Annotated in this window: 24 protein-coding genes; 8 read left to right on the forward strand and 16 right to left on the reverse strand. The window is 68.7% G+C overall.

All coding sequences use genetic code 11. From position 1 onward, the window contains the following. Positions 1-90 precede the first annotated feature (90 nt). Positions 91-813 carry a two-component system response regulator BtsR gene (btsR, locus tag J2851_RS29805; protein ID WP_209771028.1) on the reverse strand — a complete coding sequence of 241 codons (723 nt, stop codon included), beginning with the start codon at positions 811-813 and terminating at the stop codon, positions 91-93. Continuing rightward, a complete protein-coding gene (locus J2851_RS29810; protein WP_209771030.1) occupies positions 813-2,519 on the reverse strand; it encodes a sensor histidine kinase in 1,707 nt (568 codons plus the stop codon). Before J2851_RS29810 ends, btsR begins: the two co-directional genes overlap by 1 nt. Positions 2,520-2,773: 254 nt before the next feature. Between J2851_RS29810 and J2851_RS29815 the strand changes: the two genes are divergently transcribed. The 5 genes from J2851_RS29815 (at position 2,774) to J2851_RS29835 (ending at position 6,942) form a co-directional block, all read left to right on the forward strand. Further along, a complete protein-coding gene (locus tag J2851_RS29815) occupies positions 2,774-4,276 on the forward strand; it encodes a PAS domain-containing sensor histidine kinase (protein WP_209771032.1) in 1,503 nt (500 codons plus the stop codon). Continuing rightward, positions 4,263-4,934: a response regulator FixJ gene (gene fixJ / locus J2851_RS29820; RefSeq protein WP_209771034.1), complete on the forward strand. Its 672-nt coding sequence runs from the start codon at positions 4,263-4,265 to the stop codon at positions 4,932-4,934. The genes J2851_RS29815 and fixJ overlap by 14 nt, the downstream gene beginning before the upstream one ends. Positions 4,935-5,089: 155 nt before the next feature. Continuing rightward, positions 5,090-5,470 (forward strand): response regulator transcription factor, encoded by a 381-nt coding sequence (locus J2851_RS29825; RefSeq protein WP_209771036.1) that lies wholly within the window; start codon positions 5,090-5,092, stop codon positions 5,468-5,470. Between the two features lie 158 nt (positions 5,471-5,628). Then, entirely contained in the window at positions 5,629-6,342 is a 714-nt protein-coding gene (locus J2851_RS29830) for a helix-turn-helix domain-containing protein (protein ID WP_209771038.1), read from the forward strand. 57 nt (positions 6,343-6,399) lie between these two features. After that, positions 6,400-6,942 (forward strand): 2'-5' RNA ligase family protein, encoded by a 543-nt coding sequence (locus tag J2851_RS29835; RefSeq protein ID WP_209771040.1) that lies wholly within the window; start codon positions 6,400-6,402, stop codon positions 6,940-6,942. A 529-nt stretch (positions 6,943-7,471) separates the two neighbouring features. Here J2851_RS29835 and J2851_RS29840 read toward each other — a convergent pair. The 7 genes from J2851_RS29840 to J2851_RS29870 all read right to left on the reverse strand — a co-directional run bounded on the left by J2851_RS29840 (position 7,472) and on the right by J2851_RS29870 (position 14,369). Further along, complete coding sequence (locus J2851_RS29840; protein WP_209771041.1) at positions 7,472-8,554, reverse strand: ABC transporter substrate-binding protein; 1,083 nt, start codon at positions 8,552-8,554, stop codon at positions 7,472-7,474. A 30-nt stretch (positions 8,555-8,584) separates the two neighbouring features. Beyond that, entirely contained in the window at positions 8,585-9,736 is a 1,152-nt protein-coding gene (locus J2851_RS29845) for an NAD(P)/FAD-dependent oxidoreductase (RefSeq protein ID WP_209771043.1), read from the reverse strand. Then, positions 9,733-11,121: an FAD/NAD(P)-dependent oxidoreductase gene (locus tag J2851_RS29850; protein WP_209771045.1), complete on the reverse strand. Its 1,389-nt coding sequence runs from the start codon at positions 11,119-11,121 to the stop codon at positions 9,733-9,735. The genes J2851_RS29845 and J2851_RS29850 overlap by 4 nt, the downstream gene beginning before the upstream one ends. Next, the gene (locus J2851_RS29855; protein WP_209771046.1) at positions 11,118-11,414 is read right to left on the reverse strand and encodes a (2Fe-2S)-binding protein; all 297 of its coding nucleotides are present in this window, start codon (positions 11,412-11,414) and stop codon (positions 11,118-11,120) included. Before J2851_RS29855 ends, J2851_RS29850 begins: the two co-directional genes overlap by 4 nt. 159 nt (positions 11,415-11,573) lie before the next feature. Next, positions 11,574-12,368, reverse strand: a complete 795-nt coding sequence (locus tag J2851_RS29860; RefSeq protein ID WP_209771050.1) for an ABC transporter permease — start codon at positions 12,366-12,368, stop codon at positions 11,574-11,576. Between the two features lie 7 nt (positions 12,369-12,375). Beyond that, positions 12,376-13,284 carry an ABC transporter permease gene (locus J2851_RS29865; protein ID WP_209771052.1) on the reverse strand — a complete coding sequence of 303 codons (909 nt, stop codon included), beginning with the start codon at positions 13,282-13,284 and terminating at the stop codon, positions 12,376-12,378. Further along, positions 13,281-14,369, reverse strand: a complete 1,089-nt coding sequence (locus J2851_RS29870; protein WP_209771054.1) for an ABC transporter ATP-binding protein — start codon at positions 14,367-14,369, stop codon at positions 13,281-13,283. The genes J2851_RS29865 and J2851_RS29870 overlap by 4 nt, the downstream gene beginning before the upstream one ends. A gap of 170 nt (positions 14,370-14,539) precedes the next feature. Between J2851_RS29870 and J2851_RS29875 the strand changes: the two genes are divergently transcribed. Further along, the gene (locus J2851_RS29875) at positions 14,540-15,373 is read left to right on the forward strand and encodes an IclR family transcriptional regulator (RefSeq protein WP_246501023.1); all 834 of its coding nucleotides are present in this window, start codon (positions 14,540-14,542) and stop codon (positions 15,371-15,373) included. 3 nt (positions 15,374-15,376) lie between these two features. Here the strand turns inward: J2851_RS29875 and J2851_RS29880 are convergent, their stop codons facing one another. Continuing rightward, entirely contained in the window at positions 15,377-15,772 is a 396-nt protein-coding gene (locus J2851_RS29880) for a DUF983 domain-containing protein (RefSeq protein ID WP_209771058.1), read from the reverse strand. A gap of 432 nt (positions 15,773-16,204) precedes the next feature. On the opposite strand from J2851_RS29880, the gene J2851_RS29885 reads away from it, so the two are divergent. Then, the gene (locus J2851_RS29885) at positions 16,205-16,666 is read left to right on the forward strand and encodes a nuclear transport factor 2 family protein (protein WP_209771060.1); all 462 of its coding nucleotides are present in this window, start codon (positions 16,205-16,207) and stop codon (positions 16,664-16,666) included. Positions 16,667-16,705: 39 nt separating this feature from the next. Continuing rightward, complete coding sequence (locus tag J2851_RS29890; RefSeq protein ID WP_209771063.1) at positions 16,706-17,251, forward strand: TetR/AcrR family transcriptional regulator; 546 nt, start codon at positions 16,706-16,708, stop codon at positions 17,249-17,251. A gap of 230 nt (positions 17,252-17,481) precedes the next feature. Here J2851_RS29890 and J2851_RS29895 read toward each other — a convergent pair whose 3' ends face one another. From J2851_RS29895 to J2851_RS29920, 6 genes are all read right to left on the reverse strand, one after another. After that, positions 17,482-17,994 (reverse strand): sigma-70 family RNA polymerase sigma factor, encoded by a 513-nt coding sequence (locus J2851_RS29895; RefSeq protein ID WP_209771066.1) that lies wholly within the window; start codon positions 17,992-17,994, stop codon positions 17,482-17,484. 165 nt (positions 17,995-18,159) lie between these two features. Continuing rightward, entirely contained in the window at positions 18,160-20,028 is a 1,869-nt protein-coding gene (locus tag J2851_RS29900) for a multicopper oxidase family protein (RefSeq protein WP_209771068.1), read from the reverse strand. A gap of 284 nt (positions 20,029-20,312) precedes the next feature. After that, positions 20,313-20,486, reverse strand: a complete 174-nt coding sequence (locus J2851_RS29905; protein ID WP_209771070.1) for a hypothetical protein — start codon at positions 20,484-20,486, stop codon at positions 20,313-20,315. Next, the gene (locus J2851_RS29910; RefSeq protein WP_209771072.1) at positions 20,483-21,628 is read right to left on the reverse strand and encodes a PepSY-associated TM helix domain-containing protein; all 1,146 of its coding nucleotides are present in this window, start codon (positions 21,626-21,628) and stop codon (positions 20,483-20,485) included. The genes J2851_RS29905 and J2851_RS29910 overlap by 4 nt, the downstream gene beginning before the upstream one ends. A 37-nt stretch (positions 21,629-21,665) precedes the next feature. Continuing rightward, positions 21,666-23,834, reverse strand: coding sequence for a TonB-dependent siderophore receptor (locus J2851_RS29915; RefSeq protein WP_307419792.1), 2,169 nt, complete (start codon positions 23,832-23,834; stop codon positions 21,666-21,668). A 302-nt stretch (positions 23,835-24,136) separates the two neighbouring features. Further along, entirely contained in the window at positions 24,137-25,276 is a 1,140-nt protein-coding gene (locus tag J2851_RS29920) for a THUMP domain-containing class I SAM-dependent RNA methyltransferase (RefSeq protein ID WP_209771074.1), read from the reverse strand. Positions 25,277-25,320 lie beyond the last annotated feature (44 nt).

Consider the following 25,320-nt stretch of genomic DNA (forward strand, 5'->3'; position numbering starts at 1 on the left):
CTCCCAAGGCCATGTTGTTGGTCCACGGCCAGCCTAGGGGCGGATCGCCATCGGTTCAAACCCGTTCTGCGGCCCTATCTCGCAGCAGCCTCACCCGATCCCGAGCCGCTCCTTCAGCGGGCCGAGGAAGCGGCGGCTGACCGGGATTGCCTGCCCGCCGTGCGTCAGGATTTCGGCCAACCCGTTGTCGATCAGGCGGATTTCCTGGATGCGGTCGGGATTGACCAGATACTGCCGGTGGCAGCGGACCAGCGGCGTCTTCTCCTGCACCGTGTTCAGGGTCAGCTCGGTGAAGCGCTCCGCCCCGTCGGCGGCGACCACGAAGACGCCGGTCGCCTTGGACACCACGCACTCCACCTCCTCCAGCTTCAGCAGCAGGATGCGGTTGTGGCCGGAGCAGGGGATCTGCCGCAGCGGCTCGGCGGCCGGCTTCAGCACGCCGACATCCTGCGGCGCGCGGTCCCGGCGCAGGCGGGCCAGCGTCTTGTCGAGCCGCGCCGGGTCGGCGGGCTTCAGCAGATAATCGAAGGCGTGCTCCTCGAAGGCCTGGACCGCGTATTCGTCATGGGCGGTCAGGAAGACGATGCGCGGCATGCGTTCCGGGTCGAGCATGGCCAGCATCTCCAGCCCGCTGACCCGCGGCATCTGGATGTCCAGGAACACCACCTGCGGCGCGCAGCGGTTGATGGCGCCGATCGCCTCGATGGCGTTGGCGCACTCCCCGACCACCTCCACGTCCGGCGCGCCGTCCAGCAGGCGGCGCAGCTCCTCGCGGGCCAGCGGCTCGTCGTCCACGATCAGGACCGTCATCATCAGGCGATCTCCGCCGCAACGGGAATTTCAAGGGGCAGGCGCAGCGTGATGCGGGTGAAGACGTCCGCCTCGCAGGCCACGGTCACGCCGTAGGCCTCGCCGTGGCGGTTGCGGACCCGGCGGTCCACGATGGTCATGCCCAACCCGTCACCGCCCGGCTTCGCCTCGTAGAGGCCGGCGTTGTCCTCCACCGACAGCAGCAGGTCCGCCCCGTCCCGCCAAGCCGCGATCCGCACATGCCCGCCGCCGAGAAGCTGGGAGGTGCCGTGCTTGATGGCGTTCTCCACCAGCGGCTGGAGCGAGAAGGCCGGCAGGCGCGCGCGGCGCAGATCCTCCGGCACGTCGATGTCCACCGACAGGCTGTCGCTGAAGCGCGCCAGCTCGATCTGGAGGTAGGCGTTCACGTGCTCGATCTCGTCGTTCAGCGACGCCTCCTGGCTGGGGCGCTTCAGGTTCTTGCGGAAGAAGACCGACAGGCTCTGCACCAGCTGGCGCGCCCGCTCCGGGTCGTTGCGGATGACGGCGGAGATGGTGTTCAGCGCGTTGAACAGGAAATGCGGATTGACCTGGGCGTGCAGCAGCTTGATCTCCGACTGGGCGAGCAGGGCCTTCTGCTGCTCGTAGCGGCCGGCCAGGATCTGGCTGGACAGCAGGCGGGCGATGCCCTCCCCCAGCGTGCGGTTGATGGTAGAGAACAGCCTGGTCTTGGGCTCGTAGAGCTTGATGGTCCCGATCACCCGCTCGTCCTCCCCCACCAGCGGGATGACCAGCGAGGCGTTCAGCCGGCACTGCGGGTGGATGGAGCACTGGTAGACCACCTCGTTGCCATCCGCATAGAGCACCTGGTTGCTGGCGATGGCCTGCCGGGTCATGGGGGAGGTGATGGGCGTGCCGGGCAGATGGTGGTCGTCCCCCACCCCGATGAAGGCCAGCAGCTTCTCCCGGTCGGTGATGGCGACCGCGCCGACGCCCGTCTCCTCATAGATGATGCGGGCGACGCGGGTGCTGTTCTCCTGGTTGAAGCCCTGGCGCAGCACGCCGTCGGCGCGCGCGGCGATCTTCAGCGCCTTGGCGGAGAAGGCGCTGGACTGCTTGTCGATCAGGGCGCGTCGGTCCATCAGGATGCGCATGAACAGACCCGCCCCCAGCGTGTTGGCGACGATCATCGGCAGGGCCACGATCTCCACCAGATGCACCGCCGCGCTGAAGGGCTTGGCGACCAGCAGGATGATCAGCATCTGGACGATCTCGGCGAACAGGGTCACGCCCCCCACCCGCAGCGGGTCGAACAGCTGGTCGATGCGGCCGCGCCGGACCATGTGGCGGTGCACGAGGCCGCCGATCAACCCTTCCGCCACCGTGGAGATGGCGCAGGCCACGGCCGACATGCCGCCCAGCGAGTAGCGGTGCAGCCCGCCGGTGAAGCCAACCGCCAGCCCGACCGACGGCCCGCCCAGGATTCCCCCCAGCACCGCGCCGATGGCGCGCGTGTTGGCGATTGAATCGTCGATCTGCAACCCAAAATAAGTTCCCATGATGCAGAACATCGAGAAGACCAGGGCGCAGGCGAGCTTGTGCGGCCACCGCACGGTGACGTGCATGACGGGCAGGAACAGCGGCGTCCGGCTGAGCAGATAGGCGATCAGCAGGTAGACGCTCATCTGCTGGAGCAGCAGGAAGACGAGGTTGAGCGGGTCGACGGTCATGGGGAGGTGGTGCGGTCGCGGGGGTGCTGAACGGGTGCGAGGATAGGCCCGCCCGCATGCTCGGGGAATGATGGGGATCAATTGGTGTAGAAACGGAATAGCCCTAAGAAAAAAGAGGAAATACCGCTTGAGACCATCGTCCAATCCGGCCCGTCACGAACACCATTGACCGAGATTCCGGGTCAACTACTCTAGGACAAAAGAGCGAAAGCGTGTGGGGACGGGACTTGGCAGACGATATCGGGAGCGGGGGCATGGATCTGTCGGCGCGCTTCCAGGCCATGCTGGACACGGTGCCGGACGGCGTCGTCATCATCGACGGGCGGGGGCGCATCCAGACCTTCAACCCGGCCTGCGAGCGGCTGTTCGGCTGGACCGCGGCGGAGGTGATCGGCCGCAACGTGAAGATGCTGATGCCCTCTCCCTACCAGGAGGAGCATGACGGCTACCTGGAGCGCTACCAGCGCACGGGGGAGCGCCGCATCATCGGCATCGGGCGGGAGGTGACCGGCGCCCGCAAGGACGGCACCACCTTCCCCATGGAACTGTCGGTCGGCGAGGCGAGCCCCGGCACCAACGGCGACGCCGTCTACATCGGCATCATCCGCGACATCACCGAGCGCAAGCAGGCCGACACGGCGCTGCGCGAGCGGGAGGCGCGGCTGACCTCCATCCTCCAGACCGTGCCGGAGGCGATCATCGTGATCGACGAGCGCGGGCTGATCGAATCCTTCAGCCCGGCGGCGGAGCGCCTGTTCGGCTACGCCGCCGACGAGGTGCGGGGGCGCAACGTCAACATGCTGATGCCGCCGCCCTACCGGGAGCAGCACGACGGCTACATGGAGCGCTATCAGCGCACGGGGGAGCGGCGCATCATCGGCATCGGCCGCGTGGTGTCGGGCCAGCGCCGCGACGGCTCCGTCTTCCCGATGGAGCTGGCGGTGGGCGAGGTCCTTCTGGCCGGCCGGCGCTGCTTCACCGGCTTCGTCCGCGACCTGACGGAGCGGCAGGCGACCGAGAAGCGCCTGCAGGAGCTTCAGGCGGAGCTGCTGCACGTCAGCCGGGTCAGCGCCATGGGCCAGATGGCCTCCACCCTCGCGCACGAGCTGAACCAGCCGCTGACCGCGGTCATCAACTACGCCAAGGCGGTGAAGCGCCTGCTCGACCGGCCGGAAGGGGCCGAGAAGGCCAAGGAGACCATGGACAAGGCGGTCGCCCAGGCGGCGCGCGCCGGCCAGATCATCCGCCGCCTGCGCAACTTCATCGAGAAGGGCCACACCGAGCGGTCGGCCGAGAGCATCAACAAGGTGGTCGAGGAGGCGAGCGCGCTGGCCCTGGTCGGCGCCAAGGAGAGCGGCGTGCGCGTCCGTCTCGACCTCTACAATGACGACGGGCTGGTGCTGATCGACAAAATCCAGATCCAGCAGGTCATCCTGAACCTCGTCCGCAACGCGATCGAGGCCATGGCCGGCCGCGAACGGCGGGACCTGACCGTCACCACGCAGCCCGACCCGGAGGCGCCCGGCCTGATGCGCGTCAGCGTCGCCGACACCGGCCCCGGCCTGGACGAGACCGTCATGGCCCAGCTGTTCCAGCCCTTCGTCACCACCAAGGCCAAGGGCATGGGCCTGGGCCTGTCGATCTGCCGCTCCATCATCGAGGCGCACGGCGGGCGCCTGTGGCTGGAACATTCGCAGGAGGGCGCCGTCTTCTCCTTCACCGTGCCGGTTGCCGGAGACGAGCATGAGCAGCCCTGATCCGACCGTCTTCATCGTCGACGACGACGAGGCCGTCCGGGACTCCGTGGCCATCCTGCTGGAATGCGCGGGCTTCCGGGTGGAAAGCTACGACTCCCCCCTGGCCTTCCTCCAGTCGGACGCGCCGTCGCGGCGCGGCTGCCTGCTGGTCGACGTGCGCATGCCGCAGATGAGCGGGCTCGACCTCCAGGAGCGGCTGGTCCAGGAGGGGCGCGCCCTGCCGGTCATCGTCATGACCGGCCACGCCGACGTGCCGCTGGCCGTGCGCGCCATGAAGGCCGGCGCCATCGACTTCGTGGAGAAGCCCTTCGAGGAGCAGGCGCTGGTCGACAGCGTCCGCTCCGCCCTGGCCCGCGCCGGCAACGGCGCTGCGGACCCTCCCGCCGCGCCGGCCGCGACCACGCCGCCGCCGCCCGAGCCGGCCGTTTCGCCCGAAATCCAGGCCCGGCTGGACAGCCTGACCCCGCGGGAGCGCGATGTCCTGCAATGGCTGGTCGAGGGCAAGTCCAACAAGGTCATCGCCTTCGAGCTGTCCATCAGCCCCCGCACGGTGGAAATCCACCGCGCCCGGGTGATGGAGAAGATGCGGGCCGACAGCCTGCCGTCGCTGGTCCGCATGGCCCTGTCCGCCGGCGTGGGGCCCCGGTCCGCCGAATAGCGGCTTCGTCTCCATGGCCGGGGCGCGGATGATGTGGATCAAAACCGCGCCCGATAAGGGGAACTCCTTATTCCGGCCCGGCATTGGGGCTTCTATCTTCCCAACAGCGCCGTCCCTTGGCGCTTTTGTGCGTGGATAGTCACCTGGAGGCAGCCTTGGCCGAAGCGAGCGATGGGATCGTCTACATCGTCGATGACGATGAGCCGGTCCGTGACTCGATGAAGGCGCTGCTGGAAGCCTGCGCCTTCGAGGTGCGGGATTACGAGTCCTGTCAGAGCTTCATCGACCATTTCGACGAAAGATCAGGCGGTTGCCTGGTCCTGGACCTACATCTGCCGGTCATGAGCGGCCTTGAGTTCATCGAGCGCTTCGGGCCGCGCCTGCACGGCATGCCGGTCATCATGGTGTCCGGCCGCGGCGATCCCGCGACCTTCGCCCGCGCCCGCGAGGCCGGGGTGACCGCTTTCCTCGAAAAGCCCTTCGAGGAGGACCAGCTGCTCGACGCGGTGCAGAAGCTGCTGCCGTCGCACGCCTGATCCCGTACGGGGTTCCGCGTATAGGTAGTCTTACGTAGGGGAACCCCCTTAGGTATAAGACCGAACTGCACAGCCCGGCACGCGGCGGATAAGTTTCGGCTCATCAAGCGGTTGGCACGGACCGGACCGGCCGCTTCCGCCAAACAGCCGAGGTCGTCATGTCCGCTCTCACCGCCGCCGCCCAGCCGAACCGCTTCGTTCCGGGTTACCTGGCCGCCTCGCTGCCGTCTTCGATCGGTGGAATGGCCAAGGTCCAGCGCAGCGCCGACCCGCTGGCCGCCATCGCCCAGGTGAAGGTGTACGACCGCGAGCACGCCATCTTCGCGGAAGGCGAAGCGGCCGACGCCATCTTCCGCGTGGTCGACGGGGTGATCCGGCTCTACAAGCTGCTGCCCGACGGCCGCCGCCAGATCATCGGCTTCCTGCAGGCCGGCGACATGATGGGGCTGGCCTTCGCCGAGCGCTACCTCTACTCGGCCGAGGCGGTCACGGCGACCACGGTGCAGCGCATCTCCCGCGCCCAGCTCGACGACCTGCTCGACGCCCAGCCCTCCCTGGCCCGCAAGCTGCTGTCGGTGACCACGTCGGAGCTGGTGGCGGCCCAGGACCAGATGCTGCTGCTCGGCCGCAAGACCGCGCTGGAGAAGCTGGCCTCCTTCCTGCTGGCGCTGAGCCGCCGCACCGACGGCAACCGCGCCATCGCCCTGCCGATGAGCCGCAGCGACATCGCCGACTATCTGGGCCTGACCACTGAGACCGTGTCGCGTGGCTTCACCAAGCTGAAGACCAATCGCCTGATCCGCATCCTCGACGGCGGCAAGGTCGAGCTGCTGGACCGCGAGGCCCTGGCCGAACTGGCCGAGTGCGCCTGACCCGTTCCTAAACACCGGCCCATTGCCGAAGCGTCGGCTTGGGCCAGATTTGGGGGCATGCGTGATGCACCCCTGATCCTGACGCTGATGATGGACGAGGCGTCCTTCCGCCGGCTGGACGACCTGCGCCGGGCCCACTTTCCGCCGGCCCGCAACCTCATTCCCGCCCACCTGACGCTGTTCCACCACCTGCCCGGCGATGCGCTGGACTCCGTGGCCGCCACGCTGGCCGGAACCACGGCCCGGCAACCCGCCTTTTCCCTGCGCGCGACCGGCCCCCGCTTCCTCGGCCGCGGCGTCGCCATCGCCTTCGAAGCCCCCGACCTGGCCGACCTGCGCAAGCGGCTGGCCGCCGGCTGGTCCGCCTGGCTGACCCCGCAGGACCGCCAGGGCTTCCGCCCCCACGTCACCATCCAGAACAAGGTTCCATCGGACGAGGCCCGCGCTCTGCACGAGCGCCTGGGCGCCGGGTTCCAGCCCTTCGACGTGCGGGCCGAGGGCCTGCTGCTCTGGCGCTATCTCGGCGGCCCGTGGGAAGCGGTCGGGGAGTTCCCGTTCCGCGGGGCCGTTCCGTGCAACGCGTTTGGCGGCGCGTCATGAAACGGAATGAAACGCTATGAAACACGAAACGCGGTGATGTCGCACGGGCGGATCTCTCCCGTTTGTGATTCTTATCCTACAGAATGTGGGGTCGGGGCGCAACGGCAACGGCGGGAACCGCAGGGGCGCAAAGGCACGCCCTGCGGAGTCCTGGAGCCCCGCCTTCGCGCGGATGATGATCGTCAGCCGGGCCTCTGCGCTGACCCGACAGGCGGACTTTCAGTCCGTCGAAAGCGGGGAGAGGGTCGGGGTGAGGGGGTTGAGGGGGGACCGGACAGCCCTGCATCCGCCGGAGCCCCCTCACCCTAAAGCGAATTTTCATTCGCTTTAGATTCACATGGCCTCATTCGCCGGCCGGGCTTCGGCCGCACATGCGGCCGGGACCGCGGTCGCGGTCCAAAGCGGATTGCAATCCGCTTTAACCCGGGCGCTCGCAAGTCTCGCGCCCTCGCTCCGCCTCTGGTCGCCTCCGGCGCCCAGCCGGCCTGCGGCCGTCGGCTCCGCGCCCCAGAGGGGAGAGGGGATTAAGTCAGCGCTCGATTTCCTTGTTCCAGCGCTGGTTCCACTCCGGGCGCTTCTCGTTGATGACGTCCCAGTCCACCAGGACGGCGTTCTTCATGTAGCCCTGGAAGGTCTCGACCAGCTTGGCCGTCTCGGCGGTCGGCTTGACGGTGGTGTTGGACGGGATCTGGCTGCCGAATTCCAGCGCCTTGGCCTGGGCTTCGGCGCCCAGCAGGAAGGCGGCCAGCTTCTGCGACAGGTCGGGCTCGCTGTTGTTGGCGACGACGCATTCGGCGACCATCAGAACGGCAGAGCCTTCCTTGGGCTGCGCGTATTCCACCGGGATGCCCTTGTCCTTCAGGGCGCCGACGGCGGTCGGGGTCAGCGGGAACATGGCCGCCTCGCCGGTCTGCACCATCTCGGAGATCTTGGCGGAGCTGGGGATGTATTCCAGCACGTTCTGGCCGATGGTGCCGCGCCACGCCTTGAAGCCCGGATCCACGTTCGCTTCGGTGCCGCCCTGGATGCGGTTGAACATCAGGAAGGCGTGCAGGCCGAAGCTGCTGCTGGCGGCCGACTGCACGACGACCTTGCCCTTGTACTTGGCGTCGGCCAGGTCCATCCAGCTGGTCGGCGGAGCCCATCCCTTCTCCTGGAACATCTTGGTGTTATAAGCGAGGCCGGTCATGCCCATGTTGACGCCGACCGCCATGTCGCCCTTCAGGCGGGAGGTCGGGTAGACCTCGTCCAGCACCGGCGAGGCGGCGGTCTTCTGGCACAGCCCCATGCCCATGGCGCGGTACATCAGCCCGTCGTCCAGGAAGACGACGTGCATCTGCGGGTTGTCCTTCTGCGCCTGGAGCTTGGCCAGGATGTCCGACGACGTGCCCGGAACCACCACGACCTTGGCGCCGGTCGCCTTCTCGAAGGCGGGGAAGACGTGCTCGGTGTAGGTCTTCTCCATCGTGCCGCCGTTCATGCCGATGTAGAGCGTCTTGCTCTGCGCGGCGGCGGTGCCGGCGAATCCCGCGACCAGGGCGGTTGAGAGAAGGGCGGTGGAGAGAAGGGCGGTGGAGAGAAGGGCGGCGCGGAGCGTGCTGGCTTTGGACATGACGTGAACCTCCTTATCGTTGTTTGAACTTCAATGACCGGCGGGGGCCGCGACGCTGAGCGCCGGGTCGGCCTTGGCGAAGCGGGTGATGGAAAAGGCGTCGAGCGGGGCGGAGCTGTGGCCGTCGCGCACCAGTTCGGCCAGCGCCTCGCCCACCGCCGGGCCGATCTGGAAGCCGGCGCCGGAGAAACCGAAGGCGTGGAACAGGCCGGGCGTCGTCGCGCTGGCGCCGATGATCGGGTTGCGGTCGGGGGTGTAGCCCTCCACGCCCGTCCAGGTGCGGATGACGTGCGCGTGGCGCAGCTGCGGGAACAGGTCCACCGCTTCCCCCATCAGGGTCAGCACGGCGTTGCGCGCGGGGCGGGCGCGGTCGGCGTCCAGCGCGAAGCCGCGCCCGCCGCCGACCACCACGTTGCCGCGCTCCACCTGCCGGCCGTAGACGCCGCCGCCCTCCACCCCGATGTTTACGTCGAGGAAGCGCGGCAGCGGCTCCGTTACCGCCATGCAGGGATGGGCGGAGGAGAGCGGCACCGGTTCGCCGAAGCTTTCCGCCAGTCGGCCGGACCAGGCGCCGGAGCAGTTGAGGAGGATGCGGGCGCGGATTTCCAGACTGTCGCCGCTGCGCAGAAGGAAGCCGGTGCCGGTGCGCTCCACATGGTCGACGGGCGTCTGCTCCCGCACGACGGCGCCGGCTTTGGCGGCGGCGCGGGCGAAGGCGGGGGAGACGAGGCGCGGGTTGGCGTGCCCGTCCTCCGGGCAGAGGGAGCCGCCGACCGCCCGGTCGCCCAGCGCCGGGTAGCGCGCGCGGAAGGCCTCCCCCGCGATGATCTCCAGCCCCAGACCGAACGGCTCCACCTTCTTGTTGTAGGCGACCAGGGAGGCGAGGTCGGCCTCGCTGCGCGCCAGCTTCAGGTGGCCGGAGCGCACATACTCCCCGTCGATCCCGACCAGCTCCGGCAGGCGGCCCCAGATGGCGTGGGAGCGCTGGGAGAGCGGAAGCTGCTCCGGCGGGCGGCCCTGGCGGCGCACGCCGCCGTAGTTCACGCCGCTCGCCTTGGCGCCGCACCAGTCGCGCTCCAGCAGGGCGACTTTGAAGCCCATGCGGGTCAGGAACAGCGCGGCCGACCCGCCGACGATGCCGCCGCCGACGATGGCGACGTCCGTTTCCAGGCGTTCGGTCATGGCGCGGCCTCCTTGTCGAGGATGCCGGCGGAGAAGGGCAGCGGCTTCACCGGGGGCTGTCCGCGCAGGCGGCCCACCGCGTCCGGGCCGGTGCCCAGCGCCTGGGAGAGGATCTCCGCCGCCGCGGCGCCGCACATGCGGCCCTGGCAGCGGCCCATGCCGACGCGGGTCAGCGCCTTCAGGCGGTTGATCTCCGCCGCCTCGCCGTCGCGCGCGGCCTTGCGCAGGGTGCCGGCGCTGACCTCCTCGCAACGGCAGACCGGCGTGTCGTCGGGCACCGCGGCCGCCCAGTCGGTGGGGAAGGGGAAGGCGTCGGTCAGCGCCCGGCGGAAGCGGGCGGAGGCGGCGAGATTTTGCTCCAGAAGGGCCGCGCGGGTGGAGTCCACGGGGCGGCCGAGGTCTTCCAGCAGGGCGAGTGCTGCGCGCTCCCCCGCCATCTCCGCGGCGTCCGCACCGGCGATGCCGGCGCTGTCGCCCGCCACATAGACCCCGGCGACGGAGGTGCGGCCGGCGGCGCTGCGCTCCGGCACCCAGGCGCGGTCCATGGCGTCGAAACGGAACCGGCAGCCGGCGAGGTCGGCGAGCTGGGTTTCCGGCCGCAGGCCGAGCCCGAAGGCGACGGCGTCGCAGGCCGTGCGCTGCTCCCGGCCGTTGCGGCGCCAGACCAGCGCCTCCACGCGGTCGGCGCCCTCGATACGGACTGGGCGGACGCCGCTGTGCACCGGCACGCCGTGGGCGCGCAGCCAGCCGACGTAATAGACGCCCTTGGCGAAGGTCGCCGGGTCGCGCAACATGCCGGGCACGGCCCGCGCCTGGTCGGCGAAGCCGGAGGTGTCGAGCACCCCCGCCACCGTTGCCCCGGCCTTGGCGTACTGGTAGGCGACGAGGTAGAGCAGCGGCCCGGTGCCGAGGAACAGCACGCGCGATCCCACGGCGCAGCCCTGGAACTTCAGCGCGACCTGGGAGCCGCCCAGCGTGAAGACGCCGGGCGTCGTCCAGCCGGGGAAGGGCAGCACGCGGTCTGTGGCGCCGGGCGCCAGGATCAGGTGGGAGAAGGGCACCGTTTCCGACCGGCCGTCACGGGCTACGTCCAGCGCGCTGTTTTCCACATTCCAGACCAGCGAGCGCGGGCGGTAGTCCACCGCGGGCAGGATGTCGGCCATGGCGCGGTGCAGGGCGTCGGCCTTGCCGGCCTCGAATCCGTAGAGGGCGCGCTTGGGGCGCTGGAACCCCTCGGGCGGCTGGCGGTAGATCTGGCCGCCCCAGCGGGCCGCCTCGTCGATCACCAGCGGGCGCAGGCCGGCGGCGACCAGCGTCTCCGCCGCGCGCACCCCGGCGGGGCCGGCGCCGACGATGATCGGGGGATGAACCGGGGCGTCCGTCATGGCTGGGCTCCGGGCTGGGCTCCGGTGACGACGTGCATGCCGGGCTCGATGAAATTGGAGCAGGCGCGCAGGCGGCGGCCGTCCTCCAGCCGGACCCAGCAGTCCTGGCAGGCGCCCATCAGGCAGAAGCCGGCGCGGGGCTGGCCGCTGAACTCCGACCGGCGCAGCTGTTCCCCGTTGGTCAGCAGGGCGGTCAGGATGGTGTCGCCCTCCAGGGCCTCGCAGGGGCGCCCGTCGAGGACGAAGGGCACCGCGCGCCGGCTCGTCTCGGCGACACGCTGAAGAAGGGGCATGGGAGTGTCTGTCTCCGCGTCGTAATCGGGGTGATCGGATGAAGAACTTCTGTCTACAGCGTGGTATTTCCGTCATCCCCGCCTTCGCGGGGATGACGAAGGCACTGAAATTGAAAGCTCTTCTCCGTATCTGTTCCCCCCTGATGTTTTTGGGCCGGCTTATTTCTGGCCGACCAGGATCCGGTCGAGGCCGTACACGCGGTCGAGCAGCAGGGCCGCCGCCGCGGTGATGCCGATGATCAGCGCCGAGACGGCCGCCATCATCGGGTCGATGGATTCGGTGGCGTACATGTACATCCGCACCGGCAGCGTCACCGTGGACGGCGAGGTGATGAAGATGGACATGGTCAGCTCGTCGAAGCTGTTGATGAAGGCCAGCAGCCAGCCGCCGGTGACGCCCGGCAGGATCATCGGCAGGGTGACGCGGCGGAACACGGTGACCTCGCTGGCGCCCAGCGAATAGGCCGCCTGCTCCACGCTGCGGTCGAAGCCGCTGATGGCGGCGAGCAGAAGGCGCATCACGTAGGGCGTGACGATCACCACATGCGCCGCGACCAGCCAGCCGAAGCTGCCCGTCGCCCCGACCACCGCGAACAGGCGCAGCATGGCGACGCCCAGCACCAGGTGCGGGATGATCAGCGGCGACAGGAACAGCGCGTTCAGGAAGCCGCGGCCGGGAAACTCCCACCGCCCGATGGCGAGTGCGGCGGGCACCGCCGCGCCGACCGAGATGCTGGCGGCCAGCACGGCCAGCCACAGGCTGTTCCAAAAGGACTGCATGAAGTCCGAATGGGCGAAGATCGCCTGGAACCAGCGCAACGAGAGGCCCTTGGTCGGCAGGCTCAGCGTGTTTTCCGGCGTGAAGGCGACCAGGCACACGATGACCAGCGGCGCCAGCATGAAGACGACGACCAGCGTGTGGAAGAGGATGGCGAGCGGACCGTTCTTCGTCATGGCGCCGTCACCCCATCCGCTTGCGGTAATGGCCGTCCACCACATGGTGGTAGGTCAGCATCACGATCAGGTTGGCGACCAGCAGGATCACGGCGATGGCGGCGCCCAGCGGCCAGTTCAGCTCGCCTAGATACTGGTCGTAGACCACGGTGGCGACCATCTTCAGCCGCCGCCCGCCGAGCAGGCCGGGAATGGCGAAGGCGCTGGCGCTGAGGCCGAAGACGATCAGGCTTCCCGACAGGATGCCCGGCAGGATCTGCGGCGCGATCACCCGGAGCATGGTGGTGGAACGCGACGCGCCGAAGGACAAGGCCGCCTGCTCCACCGCCGGGTCGAGCTTCTGCAGCGAGGTCCAGACCGGGATGACCATGAAGGGCAGCATGATGTGGACCAGCGCCACCACCACCGTGCCCTCGCTGTAGAGCAGCCGGGTGCGGCCGATGCCGACGGCCTGGAGGATCATGTTCACGACCCCGTCAGGGCCCAGCAGCATGCTCCACCCGAAGGCGCGCACGACCACCGACACCAGAAGCGGCGCCAGGACCACCAGCAGGAAGACGCTGCGCCAGGGGTTGCGCATGCGGCTGAGGATCAGCGCCTCCGGCACCCCGATCACCGCGCAGATCGCGGTGGCGAGCGCCGCCACGCGGAAGGTGCGCAGGAAGATCTCCAGGTAATAGCCGTCGGTCAGCACCTCGGCGTAGTGGCTGAGCGTGAATCCGTGGGTGCGGCCGGTGGCGTGCTCGTATTCGTTGAAGGACAGCAGGAAGGTCAGCAGCAGCGGCGTCAGGACCAGGGCGGCGAACAGGAGAGTCGCCGGCCCGGCCATCAGCGCCGGAGCGAAGCGCTGGGCGAGGCCGGGGGATGGGGCCTTTTCGGAGACCGGGGCGGCCGTATCGGTGGACAGGCTGCTCATTCCAGCGACTCCAGCTCCGGGGCGGCGGGCATGGCGCCGCGGTGGACGCGGACCACGGCGGCCGGCCAGTCCACCCCGACCGGCGCGCCGGGGTCGAGCGGCGCCTCCCCGTCGTTGGTCGCCACGGCCATCAGGGGGCCGAGCGGCCCGTCCAGGTGGTAGAGCCACTGGCTGCCCAGGAAGAAGCGGTCGGTGACGCGGCCCTGGAGGCGACCCTGGCCGGCGGGGGTGAGGCGCAGCTTCTCCGGCCGGATGCACAGCACGACCGTCTCGCCCATCGACAGGCCGTCGGCCGGTACGTCCGCGGGCATGCCGGCGAGCGACACCGTGGCGCGGCCGTCGCCGACCGCCGACACGGTGCCCGGCAGCATGTTGGTCTTGCCGACGAAGCGGGAGATGAACTCCGTCTCCGGATGCTCGTAGATGCGGTAGGGCTGGTCGATCTGGGTGATGCGGCCGGATTCCATCACCACCACGCGGTCGCTGATGGAGAAGGCCTCCGCCTGGTCGTGGGTGACCATGATGGTGGTGGTGCCGACCTTGCGCTGGATGTCGCGCAGCTCGAACTGCATGGCCTCGCGCAGCTTGGCGTCGAGGTTGGACAGCGGCTCGTCCAGCAGCAGCACCGGCGGGCGGATGACGATGGCGCGGGCCAGCGCCACGCGCTGCCGCTGGCCGCCCGACAGCTCCCGCGGGTAGCGGCCGGCGTGCTTGTCCAGGTGGACCAGGGCCAGCGCCTCCTCCACCAGGGCCGCGCGCTCCGATTTGGGCACGCGCTTCATCTCCAGCCCGAAGCTGACGTTGTCGAACACCGTCATGTGCGGGAACAGCGCGTAGCTCTGGAACACGATGCCCAGGCCGCGGCTGTTCGGCTTGGTCCGGGTGATGTCGCGCCCGTCCAGTTCGATGGTGCCGCTGGTCACGTCCACGAAGCCGGCGATCATCTGGAGCGTCGTCGTCTTGCCGCAGCCGGACGGCCCGAGCAGGGAGACGAATTCCCCCTTCTCCACGGAGAGGGTCACGTTGCCGACCGCCTCGAACGAGCCGTAGCGCTTGGTGACGTTGCGCAGTGTGAGGAAGGACACGGGCCGGGTCTCCCTGGGAGCGAACGTTTAGCCGTCTGCCCATGATCGTTTTCCCGGATTGCGGGGTCGGTCAACGAGCTTTTTCATATGCGGAAAAGAATTTGCGATTCATTCCGATATGCGGAATGGTGGCGCGAAGATCAGCGATGCGGATTTCAGGGAGGAAAAAGATGGCCGCCGATGATGCAGGCGCGAAGACGAGTTTGCAGCGCGGCCTGGCGATCCTGCGGGTGCTGGCGGAGGCGGATGAGTCCGCGGCGGAATCCGGGATGCGGCTGACCGACATCGCCCGCGCGCTGGATCTGACGCCGCCGACGGTCCATCGGATTCTGAAGACGCTGCTGGACGAGGGCATGGTGGAGGCCGACAAGGCGACCAAGCGCTACCGGCTTGGCATCGACTTCTTCGCGCTGGCCGCGCGGGCGGGGAATCCGGGCAACCTGCGCGACGTCTGCCGGCCGATCATCCTGCGCCTGTCGGCGACTCTGCGGGACACGATCTTCCTGCTGGTGCGCAGCGGCTTCGACGCCGTGTGCCTGGACCGCAGCGAGGGGCCGGTGCCCATCCGCTCCTTCACCGGGGACATCGGCGGGCGGATCGCGCTGGGCATCGGGCAGGGCAGCATCTCCATCCTCGCCTTCCTGCCGGAGGAGGAGCGGGAGGAGGTCATCCGCTTCAACCTGCCGCGCATGCACGGGCTGGGCTTCCTGGACGAGGTGTATCTGCGCACGGAGATCGCGCGGGTGCGGGAGCTTGGCTACGCCAGCCGCTCCACCGGGTTGCTGCCGGGCATGGCCGGCGTGGCGGTGCCGATCCTCGACCAGCAGGGCCACGCCGTCGCCGCGATCAGCGTCGGCACCATCGCGGAGCGGCTGAACGACGACCGGCTGCCGGTCGTCGTGGACATCCTGAAGCGCGAGGCGGCCGGGGTCAGCCGCCTGATCAGCCCCTTCGACCCGGTGCTGCGCCGCCCCGCCTCCGTGCTGGGGGGCAGCGGGCCGTAACGGTTACGGGGTGCTCTCGGGCGCCGGTTCGGCGAGGCGCCCCTCTTCGGCCTTGTGGACGTACTGGGAGCTGACGATCCAGCCCTTCAGCGGGCGCAGCAGCGCCAGGCACCCGCCCAGCAGCATCGGCAGGGAGGTGACCAGATGGACCCAGATCGGCGGCTCGTGAACGATTTCGAGCCAGCCGGCGAAGGCGACCACCGGGAAGCTGACGATCGACATCACGAAGAAGGCCGGCCCGTCCGCCGGGTCGGCGAAGGAGAAGTCCAGCCCGCACACCTCGCAACGCGGCGCGATGGTCAGGAAACCCTTGAAGATGTGGCCCTTGCCGCAACGCGGGCAGAGTCCGCGCAGGCCCGTCTGGGCGGGCGGAAGGACGGGGTAGTCGGGTTCGGTCATGCTGGTGGCCTCCGCTGGGACGTCCGGTCCGGCGGCTTTCGCCTTTGGTCCGGCCGAGGTGGCGGTTCCGTGCCCCACAAAATGCAGGCAATGCATCCAACCGCCCGATGATGGCGCTAATGTATGGCGACGCGCGGCCGCTTGCAACGTATATGTATGGATTATGGCGGCCACTTTCATGTGCGTGGGCGGAGTTCCATACAATACAGGAGCGCTTTATCCATACAATATGGTGGGCAGAGGGTCGCGGGCATCCCCTCTCCCCTCTGGGGAGAGGGTTAGGGTGAGGGGGTTGCGCTTGTGCCGGACGTACCAGAGTCGCGGGACCCCCTCACCCTCCCCTCTCCCCAGAGGGGAGAGGGTTGCGAACAACGGCTTGCGTTCTCTGTACCGAACGGTAAACTGAAGTCCATCCAGTACAGGAGAGGTCCGATGGTGTCGCTCGTTCCCCCGTTTACCCTTGAAACCGCCACCCAGAAGGTCCGTCTCGCCGAGGACGGCTGGAACAGCCGCAACCCGGAGCGGGTGTCGCTGGCCTACTCGCCGGACAGCCGCTGGCGGAACCGTGCGGAGTTCGTCAACGGCCGCGCCGAGATCGTCGCCTTCCTGACCCGCAAGTGGGCGAAGGAACTCGACTACCGCCTGATCAAGGAGCTGTGGGCCTTCACCGGCAACCGGATCGCCGTGAGGTTCGCCTATGAATGGCACGACGACAGCGGCAACTGGTTCCGCTCCTACGGGAACGAGAATTGGGAGTTCGACGCGGAGGGCTTGATGCAGCGGCGCTTCGCCTGCATCAATGACCTGCCGATCACGGAGGCGGACCGGAAGTACCACTGGCCGCTCGGCCGGCGGCCGGACGACCATCCGGGCCTGTCCGATTTGGGTCTCTGAGCGGAGCTCGGGTCTCTGAGCCATAAGGAAGAGTCGTTGGTGCGCACCGTCTATGAAAAAGCGGACGTCGTCCCGATGATCGCCGAGATCTTCCGCGACCTCGGCTATGAGGGCACGAGCCTCAGCCGGATCACGGAGCGCACGGGTCTCGGCAAGGGCAGCCTCTATCACTTCTTCCCCGGCGGGAAGGAGGAGATGGCGGCGACCGTCCTTGCCGAGGTGGACGGCTGGTTCGAGCGGTTCGTGTTCGAGCCGCTGCGGCGCGACGACCCCGCGCAGGGGATCGCCACCATGTGGGCGGCGGTGGACGACTATTTCCGCTCCGGCGGGCGCGTCTGCCTGGTCGGCGCCTTCGCGCTGGACGAGACGCGCGACCGCTTCGCCACGGCCATCCGGGGCTATTTCGCCCGTTGGATCGAAGCGTTGCGCGACGCGCTGGTGCGCGGCGGGCGCGACCCGGCCGACGCGGCGCTCGACGCGGAGGAGGTGGTGCTGGGCATCCAGGGGGCGCTGGTGCTGGCCCGCGCGCTGGGCGACCCGGCGGTCTTCACGCGGGCGCTCGACCGGCTGAAGGATCGCCTCTAACACGACTCTGCCAAGTTCAAAGAAGCGGCAGACCGCTTAAAGCCCTTCTCCCCTTGTGGGAGAAGGGTTTGGGATGGGGGGTATGCGGCGAAGCCGCGCATGCGTATCGATTTGTTCTCCAGGCTGTTGCCTGTAATTCGACCCCTCACCCCAACCCCTCTCCCACAAGGGGAGAGGGGCTTTCAACAACATGCCCGTTACCTTAAAACGACTTGGCTGGCAGGGTAGCTTTAAGCCGACGGCCGCGCCGCGGGGCGGCGCGTGGGCTGGCGGTGTTCCAGGTTGCCGCGGATCTGCTCGCGCACCCGTGCCAGACGGGAGCGGATGGTGCCCACGGGAATGCCGAGCCGGGCAGCGGCGTCCTGGTAGGCGGCGCCTTCCATCACCACCATGTCGACGAGGTCACGGCGTTCCGGCGCCAGCCGGTCCATGGCCTCGCCGACCTCCTGCAGGGCGACGTGCCAGGGCTGTGCCGGCGGGATCGCGCGGTCGTTGTCGCCCAGCTCGCAAAAACTGCAGATCCGGCTGCGCCGCCGCTCCGTGAAGAACAGGTTCCTCAGGATGGTCATCAGCCAGGCCTGGAGGTTGGTGCCGGGCTGAAACTTGTCCATGTTGCAGAGCGCACGCTCCAGGCAGTCCTGGACGAGATCCTCCGCCGCGGAGCGTTCACCGGTCAACTTGTGCGCGAAGCGGTGCAGGTCGGGGATGGTCTCGATCAACTCGGACTCGAAGGCGGTCGGCATGCTCGGGATCCTCCGCAATTCCGCGGTGAGCCAGGGAAACCAAGCAACCGTGGCCGGAGCGGACAAGTTCCGGGATTCCGGCACATATGTGTTCGATTTAATGATCCGTTCATGTGGGACCGTCGCCGGCGGGCAGGCCCGCCGGCGGTGGTTCCCAACCTGTGGTCAGTGGCCGGTGTGCTGGGCCAGCGGGCCGACGCGGCTGGTGCCGCCGACCACCGACACGTTGGTCATCATGCCGACGTCCTCGTGGTCCAGGATGTGGCAGTGGATGGGGAAAGTGCCGGTGTAGGCGGTGTATTTGGTCAACGCCTTGTAGCCGTTCGGGCCGGCCAGCATGGTGTCGCGCCACATCGGCGTCGACAGGGGCTGGCCGTCCACCTCGGTCACCAGGAACGGGTTCACGTGGATGTGGAACACGTGCAGGCCCGGGGAGGAGACCACATACTGGTCCACCGTGCCCAGCTTCGGTTCGAACATCACGCGGCCGGGGCAGAACAGCTCGCCGTTGACCTGGAACTTGAAGGCCGTCGGGGTGGCGCCGGGGTTGTAGCTGGGCAGGCCGTTGGAGGGCGTCTTCGGCGGTGCGTTGAAGCTGTTCACGTCGAACACCACCGTGCGGTAGCCGTCCGGCGTGCTGTTCTTGTCGATGTCCGGCACCAGCGGGCGCGGCAGCGGGTCGGTCGGCAGGCTCATCGCGACCTTCTCGCCGGCCACGTCGACGGTGAACAGAGTGGTGGCGTCGCCGGCGAAGGGGGCCTCCTGCCAGACTCCGTTGATCTCGAAGCCGGCGGTCATGCCGCTCTTCGGCGTGAAGTTCTCCTGCACCACATACTGGCCGACCTGGGCCTTCAGCTTCGTCGCCTTGTCCGGAGCCTGGACCAGGATGTCCGCCCGGCCGCCCGGCGGCAGGTAGACGCCCTGGACGGTCGCCGCCTTCGGGCTGAAGTTCACGCCGTCCATGGCGATCAGCGTCACGGTCTGCGGCGCGCCGGTCGCGGCGTCGAAGAGTGCGAACTTCGCCTCCGCCTGGAAGCCGGTGTTGACGATGCGCCAGCGCTGCACCTCGCCCGGCCGCAGGGCCAGCGTGCGGCCGATGGTGCCGTTGACGGTCCAGGCGGCGGCGTTGTCGGGGGCGTTCCACAGGACGTCGAAGGTCGGCAGCTCGCCGTTCCGGTCCAGCACCACCTGCTGGATCAGCAGCACCTGCTCCTTGATGCCGGAGATGCCCGGGACGGCGTCGACGGTGCCGGGACCGCCGCGGACGATCAGCGCGCCGGCCGCCCCGCTGGCCACCTGGATCGCGACCGAGCCGTGCCGGTGCGGGTGATACCAGAAGGTGCCGGGCGTGTGGTTCTTCAGGTTGTAGACGTTCTGGAACTCGCCGACGAAGGTCGTGCGGCCGTTGGCGTAGCTGGCCGCCGTGCCCTTCGGCAGCACCTCCACATAGACGTTGTCGCCGTTGCCCTCCGGCGAGACGTGCAGGCCGTGGGTGTGCAGGTTGGTGGTGTTGAACTGGCTGGGGATGTTGACGATGTGCGGCTTCGCCTGGTCGGGGTTCAGCGGCAGCTCGTTCACCAGTTGCACGCCGAAGGAGCCGGTCTGGCCGAACTCCAGCGTCGGCCCCATCACATAGTCGCGGGCGGTGACGTTGTCGTAGGTGCGCAGGTTCTTGGCCTGCCGGTTGCCCACCATCGCGGTCTGCGGCTTCATGCCCAGCCGGGTGGACTTGCCGGACGCCACCTTGAAGACCGGCGGGGTCGGCAGGGCGCCCGCGGGGGCCGTCGCCTTCAGGGTCGGGGCGGCCCCGGGTGCCGCGGGCGCCGCCAGCGCGTCGAGGGACGGCGTCGGCCGGATGCGGGTGCCGAGCGCACCGGGATGGCCGCCGGTGTGACCGATATGCCCGACGCCGGTGGTGATCTGCGCCTGCGCGGGGCCGCCGGTCGCGGTGACCGCCACGGCCACGGCCGCCGACCCGCCCAGCAGGGCCGAACGCCGCGAGATGGTGCGCTTTTCAAGCCAGTTCTTGAGCATGCCTTCCCCCAATCAACGTGTCGGTGCGGCTTCGCCGCCCCTCTTTCCGGTTGAAGGGTAGGCCTGATAATCAACCCGCGCAAAATAAGTAATTGCGTCGGGATTCAACAATTTTCGCGTCGCGAACGACAGAATTGCGACCGACTGTCAATGGCATTCGGCCGGAATGACTGCGTACATACTTAGATATGCGATTTGAATTTCAGCGCGCACTTGGAAGCGGCGCGGATCCCCGCGGTGCTGGCCCCCTCTCCCCCGGAGGAAAGAGGGGACCTTGTTGCCCGTCAAGCACCGGCGCGCGGCCACTGGCGCCAGAGCTTGGCCGCGCAGACGGCCAGCGGGATGAACAGGCCGGCCCAGCAGATCCAGTGCCAGACCCCGTCGCCGAGGATGGCGGCGGCGAGGCCGACGAGCGACAGCAGGGCGAGGGCTGTGGGGATGCGCCAGACTCCGCTCATGCCTTGCTCCCCGCCTTGCTGCCGGAGATGGAGCGCTCCTCCGCCCCGGCGGTGCGGGACCGCGGGCGCTTCACCCAGACGATGAATCCGGTGACCGTCACCACGCCGGTCACGATGGTGAAGAGTGCCCAGAGGATTTGCAGCGGCAGCCCGCCGTAGTCGCCGAAGTGGAAGGGGCCGGACAGCAGAAGCACGGTCATGTACCAGGGCGTGTCCGCCGTCTCCACCACCTTGCCGGTCTCCGCATCGACCAGCGCGACGCTGAGCAGCCGCTTGGTCAATTCGGTGTGGCCGCGCACCATCACGCTGAAGTGGCGGTCGCTGGAGTAGTTGTTGCCGGGGTAGGCAATGAAGGCCAGGTCCTTGCCGGGAAAGGCCGCCTGGCCGGCCTGGGCGGCCTGATCGATGCTGATGGGCGTCCCCGTCATCGGCTCCGCGTGGCGGGCGGCCATGGCGGTCAGTTCGGTGTTCTGCCAATAGCTGACGATCAGCGGCGAGAAGGACAGGATCGCCCCGGTCAGCCCGACCACGAAGGCCCAGGTCAGCGTCGCCACACCGAACAGGTTGTGCAGGTCGATGTTGGCGATGCGCGGGCCGCGGCCGAAGCGCAGCAGGCCGAAGGCCAGCTTCTTCATGAAGGGGCCGTAGACGACCAGCCCGCTGACCGTGCTGACCACGAACAGGATGCCCATCACGCCGACGAACATCTGGCCGGGAAAGCCGGTGAACAGGTCGACGTGCAGCTTCAGCAGGAAACCGGTCAGCGTCTCTTCCGGCGGCTTCAGGACCTGGTTGGCGCCGGTCTGGGCGTTCAGGACGACCCAGCGCCCGTCCTCGAAATCGCGCAAGCCCGGCGCGCCGAGGTAGATGTAGTTGGCGCCCGCATCGTCCGGGTCCACGGAGAAGAGCTTCGGCACCAGCGCGGGATCGGCCTTCCGCGCGATGTCCACCAGCGACTGGAGGGGCAGGTGCGCCTGCCCCTCCGTCCGGGTGGTGTCGAGCTCCTCGCCCATCAGGTGCTGGATCTCGTGGTGGAAGACCAGGATCAGCCCGGTGACGCAGAGGATCAGCAGGTTCACCGAGCAGATCAGGCTGGTCCAGCGATGGACGAGGCGCCAGCCGCGCAGGCTCGCAGGCGTCATGTCAGCGTCCTTTGCAGGGGGAAGGGGAGGGCAGTCGTCACCAGCGGTAGCGCAGGCCGGCGGTCACCGTCCGCTGGTAGCCGTAGGCGCACCAGTCGCCGTAGTAGCAGGAGGCCACATACTCCTTGTCGAACAGGTTCTTGACGTTCAGCGACACCTCCGCCCCGGTCAGCTTGGTGGACAGCGCGCCCAGGTCGTAGGACACCGCGGCGTCGACCAGCGTGAAGGACGGCACCTTGAAGGTGTTGGCGTCGTTCTTCGTGCTGCCGGTGAAGCGGACGCCGGCGCCGACGTTCAGGCCGTTCAGGGCGGTGCCCTCCGGCATGCGGTACATGGCCCAGGCCGAGGCTTGGTGGCGCGGCACGGCGGGCAGCTCCTTGCCCTGGAAGCCGTCGTTGTTCTTGGTGAACTCGACGTTCTGGTAGCTGTAGGTGCCGATGAGGTCGAGCTGCTTCGTCAGGCCGACGCGAGCCTCGAACTCCACGCCGCGGGAGCGGGCCTCGCCGGACTGGACGGAGAAGCCGGGGTTGGCCGGGTCGCCGGTCAGCAGGTTGCTGCGGGTCAGGTCGAACAGCGCCAGGGTGAACAGGCTGTTCAGCCCCGGCGGCTGGTACTTCACGCCGACCTCGTACTGGGTGCCTTCCTCCGGGTCGAACAGCTTGCCCGTTATGTCGGCGCCGCTCTGCGGCGTGAAGGACTCCGCGTAGCTGACGTAGGGGGCGATGCCGTTTTCGAAGACGTAGGTCAGGCCGGCGCGCTTGGTGAAGGCCTGGTCGTCCTTGCTGGACTTGCCGAACCCAGTGGTGGAGGCGGTGTCCGTCCAGTCGTAGCGGCCGGCCAGCGTCAGGATGAAGCCGTTCCAGCGCAGCTGGTCCTGGAGGTAGAGGCCGTACTGGTTGCTGGTCAGGTCGGTCCGGCTGGTCGGCGGCGGCGTGATGGGCAGGCCGTAAACCGGCGCGAAGATGTCGAGCGAGGGGCCCACCCCAAAGCCGGGCGCGTAGTTGCCGTCCACCCGCTGGTAATCGAAGCCAGCGAGCAGCGTGTGCTGCACCGGACCGGTGCCGAAGCGGCCCTCCACCTGGTTGTCCAGCGTGTAGCTGTCCATCTCCTCCCGCGAGGTGGCGACGCCGCGGTTCAGCGTGCGGAAGTCCGGCGACAGGCCGTTGGCGTAGACGCTGTTGTAAGCCAGCTTCGTGTGCATCCAGCGGCCGTTCAGGCGCGCGGTCCAGACGTCGCTCAGCCGCTTGTCGAAGGCGTAGCCGACGGAGGCAACCTTGCGATCGAAGGTTTCGAAGTTCGGGTCGCCGTCGTAGAAATCGACCGGGATCTTGCCGAGCGGGTTGTACAGCACCGTGCCCTGGGGTGGGATGCCGCCGTAGGAGTTGGCCTTGGGGTCGCGCTGGTAGAGGCCCAGCAGCGTCAGGCTGGTGTCGGTGTCGGGCCGCCAGGTGAAGCTGGGGGCGATGGCGACGCGCTCGTTCTCCGTCATCTTCATCTGGCCGTCCTCGCTGAGGCCGACACCGGTGAAGCGGTAGAGGTACTTGCCCTCGGCATCGATGGGGCCGGAGAAGTCCGCGGTGCCGCGCAGGTGGCTGTTGGTGCCGAACTCGAACCCGATCTCGTTCTGCCGGGTGGCGGTCGGGCGCTTGCTGACCTGGTTGATCAGGCCGCCGGCCGGCGCCTGTCCGTAGAGCACGGAGGAGGGGCCCTTCAGCACCTCGATCCGCTCCATCAGGTAGGGGTCGAGCTGCGGCGCGGCGTACCAGAGCGACTGGAGCTTCAGCCCGTTCCAATAGGTGTCCGCGTCGAAGCCGCGGACCTTCAGCTGGTCGTAGCGGGTGGCCACCGCCCCGCGCGTCTCCGGCGTGACGCCGGCGGTGTAGCGCACGACCTGGTTCAGGGTCTGCGCGTTCTGGTCGCGGATCTGGTCGCTGGGGATGACGGTGATGGACTGCGGCGTTTCGATCAGCGGCGTGTCGGTCTTGGTGCCCGTGGCCTGCTGGTTGGCAACGTAGCCGGTCACCGGGGACAGCGCCGTCTCACCCTGGCCGGTCACCGTCACCGCCGGCATTTCCACCGTACCGGCTGGCGCGCGGGTGCCGGTGCCCTGCGCCCCCGCCACGCCCGGCGCCATCAGCCCGCTCAGCACCGCCGCGCCGACCGCCTTGCCCCAGCGGCGCCCGCTCTTTCCCGCTCTCTTCGCCACTTTGCCCCACCTTCTTGCTTATGCGAGTCATTCTCAATTCCGTTCGTATACTGAAAACGATTCTTAATTGCAATAAGGGGCGGTGGGGGTGAAGGAGGCAACGAAGGGTGGCGCCAATACCCTCTCCCGCCCCGGGAGAGGGTGGCCGCGAAGCGGCCGGGTGAGGGTAAACTCAAGGATCAGCGACGGATTCTCGGCAACACCCTCACCCTTCCCGCGCTGACGCGCGGGCCCCTTCCCTCTCCCGGGGCGGGAGAGGGCATTGAAATGCAATTGCCTTGGCGGGATGGGGGCGAGGCGCCTTACGGCAGCGGGTCGGTCCGGTACAGCGACACCCGGATGCCGCCGTGCGACACCGGGGCGGTGGGGTCGGCGAAGGGCAGGGCGGTGGCTTTGGCGAGCGACGGGTCGTTGGTCACGACGCCGACCCGCCAGCCCGAGAAGCGCGCCAGCAGCGTCTGGCCGAGCGCGCCGTAGAGGGCGAACAGCGGCTTCTTGTCGCCGATCCGGCCGCCGTAGGGCGGGTTGACGATGACGAGGCCGGGCGGCCCCTCGGGCGGGACGAGGTCGCTGATGGCGTGCTGCCGGAACTCCGTCCACGCGGCGACGCCCGCGCGCTCCGCGTTGCTGCGGCTCATGGCGACGGCGCCGGCGTCGCGGTCGCTGCCGTGGAAGCGGACGGAGGGCGGGGATTGCGCGCCGGATTCCTTCATGCGCTCCCACGCCGCCGCGTCGAAGTTCGCCAGCTGTTCAAAGGCGAAGCTGCGCGACCGGCCGGGCTTCAGGCTTGCTGCGATCTCCGCCGCCTCGATGACGAAGGTGCCCGACCCGCACATGGGGTCCACCACCGGCTCCGCCCCGGTGAAGCCGCATTGGCGCAGGAACAGGGCCGCCATGGTCTCCCGCATCGGGGCCTTGTTGACGGCTTCCTTGTGGCCGCGCTTGTGCAGGGACTCGCCGGAGGTGTCGACGCTGATGGTGCACAGGTCATCGTCGATGCGCGCCTTGATCACCACCTCGGCCGTGTCGGAGACCGGGGCGCCCAGCTCCTCCCCGATCGCCCGCTGGATGCGCTGCGCCGCCGCCCCCGCGTGGTAGATGCGGGAGCCCTTGCAGGAGGCCTCGACCCGCACCGGCACGTCCGGGCGCAGCACCTCCGCCCAGGCGACCTTGCGCGCCCGCTTGTCGAGCTGGGCGAGGTGGAAGGCGCGGAAGGCGGCGATGCGCGCCAGCACGCGGGTCGCCCCGCGGAACTCCAGGTTCGCCCGCCACACCTCGGGCCAGCCGCCCTTCACGGTCACGCCGCCCTTGACGGGGGTGGGCTCCGCGAAGCCCAGCGCCCGCGCCTCCTCGCAGAGGGCGGATTCCAGGCCGGGGGTGGCCACGACGAAGATCTCGAAGGTGGCGTTGGCGGCGGGGTCGGTGGCGGGGTCGGTGTTCATGCCGCCTACATATCGCGAGAGGGCCGGCGCCATCGACAGAATTC

Source organism: Azospirillum rugosum (genome assembly GCF_017876155.1).
GTDB lineage: Bacteria > Pseudomonadota > Alphaproteobacteria > Azospirillales > Azospirillaceae > Azospirillum > Azospirillum rugosum.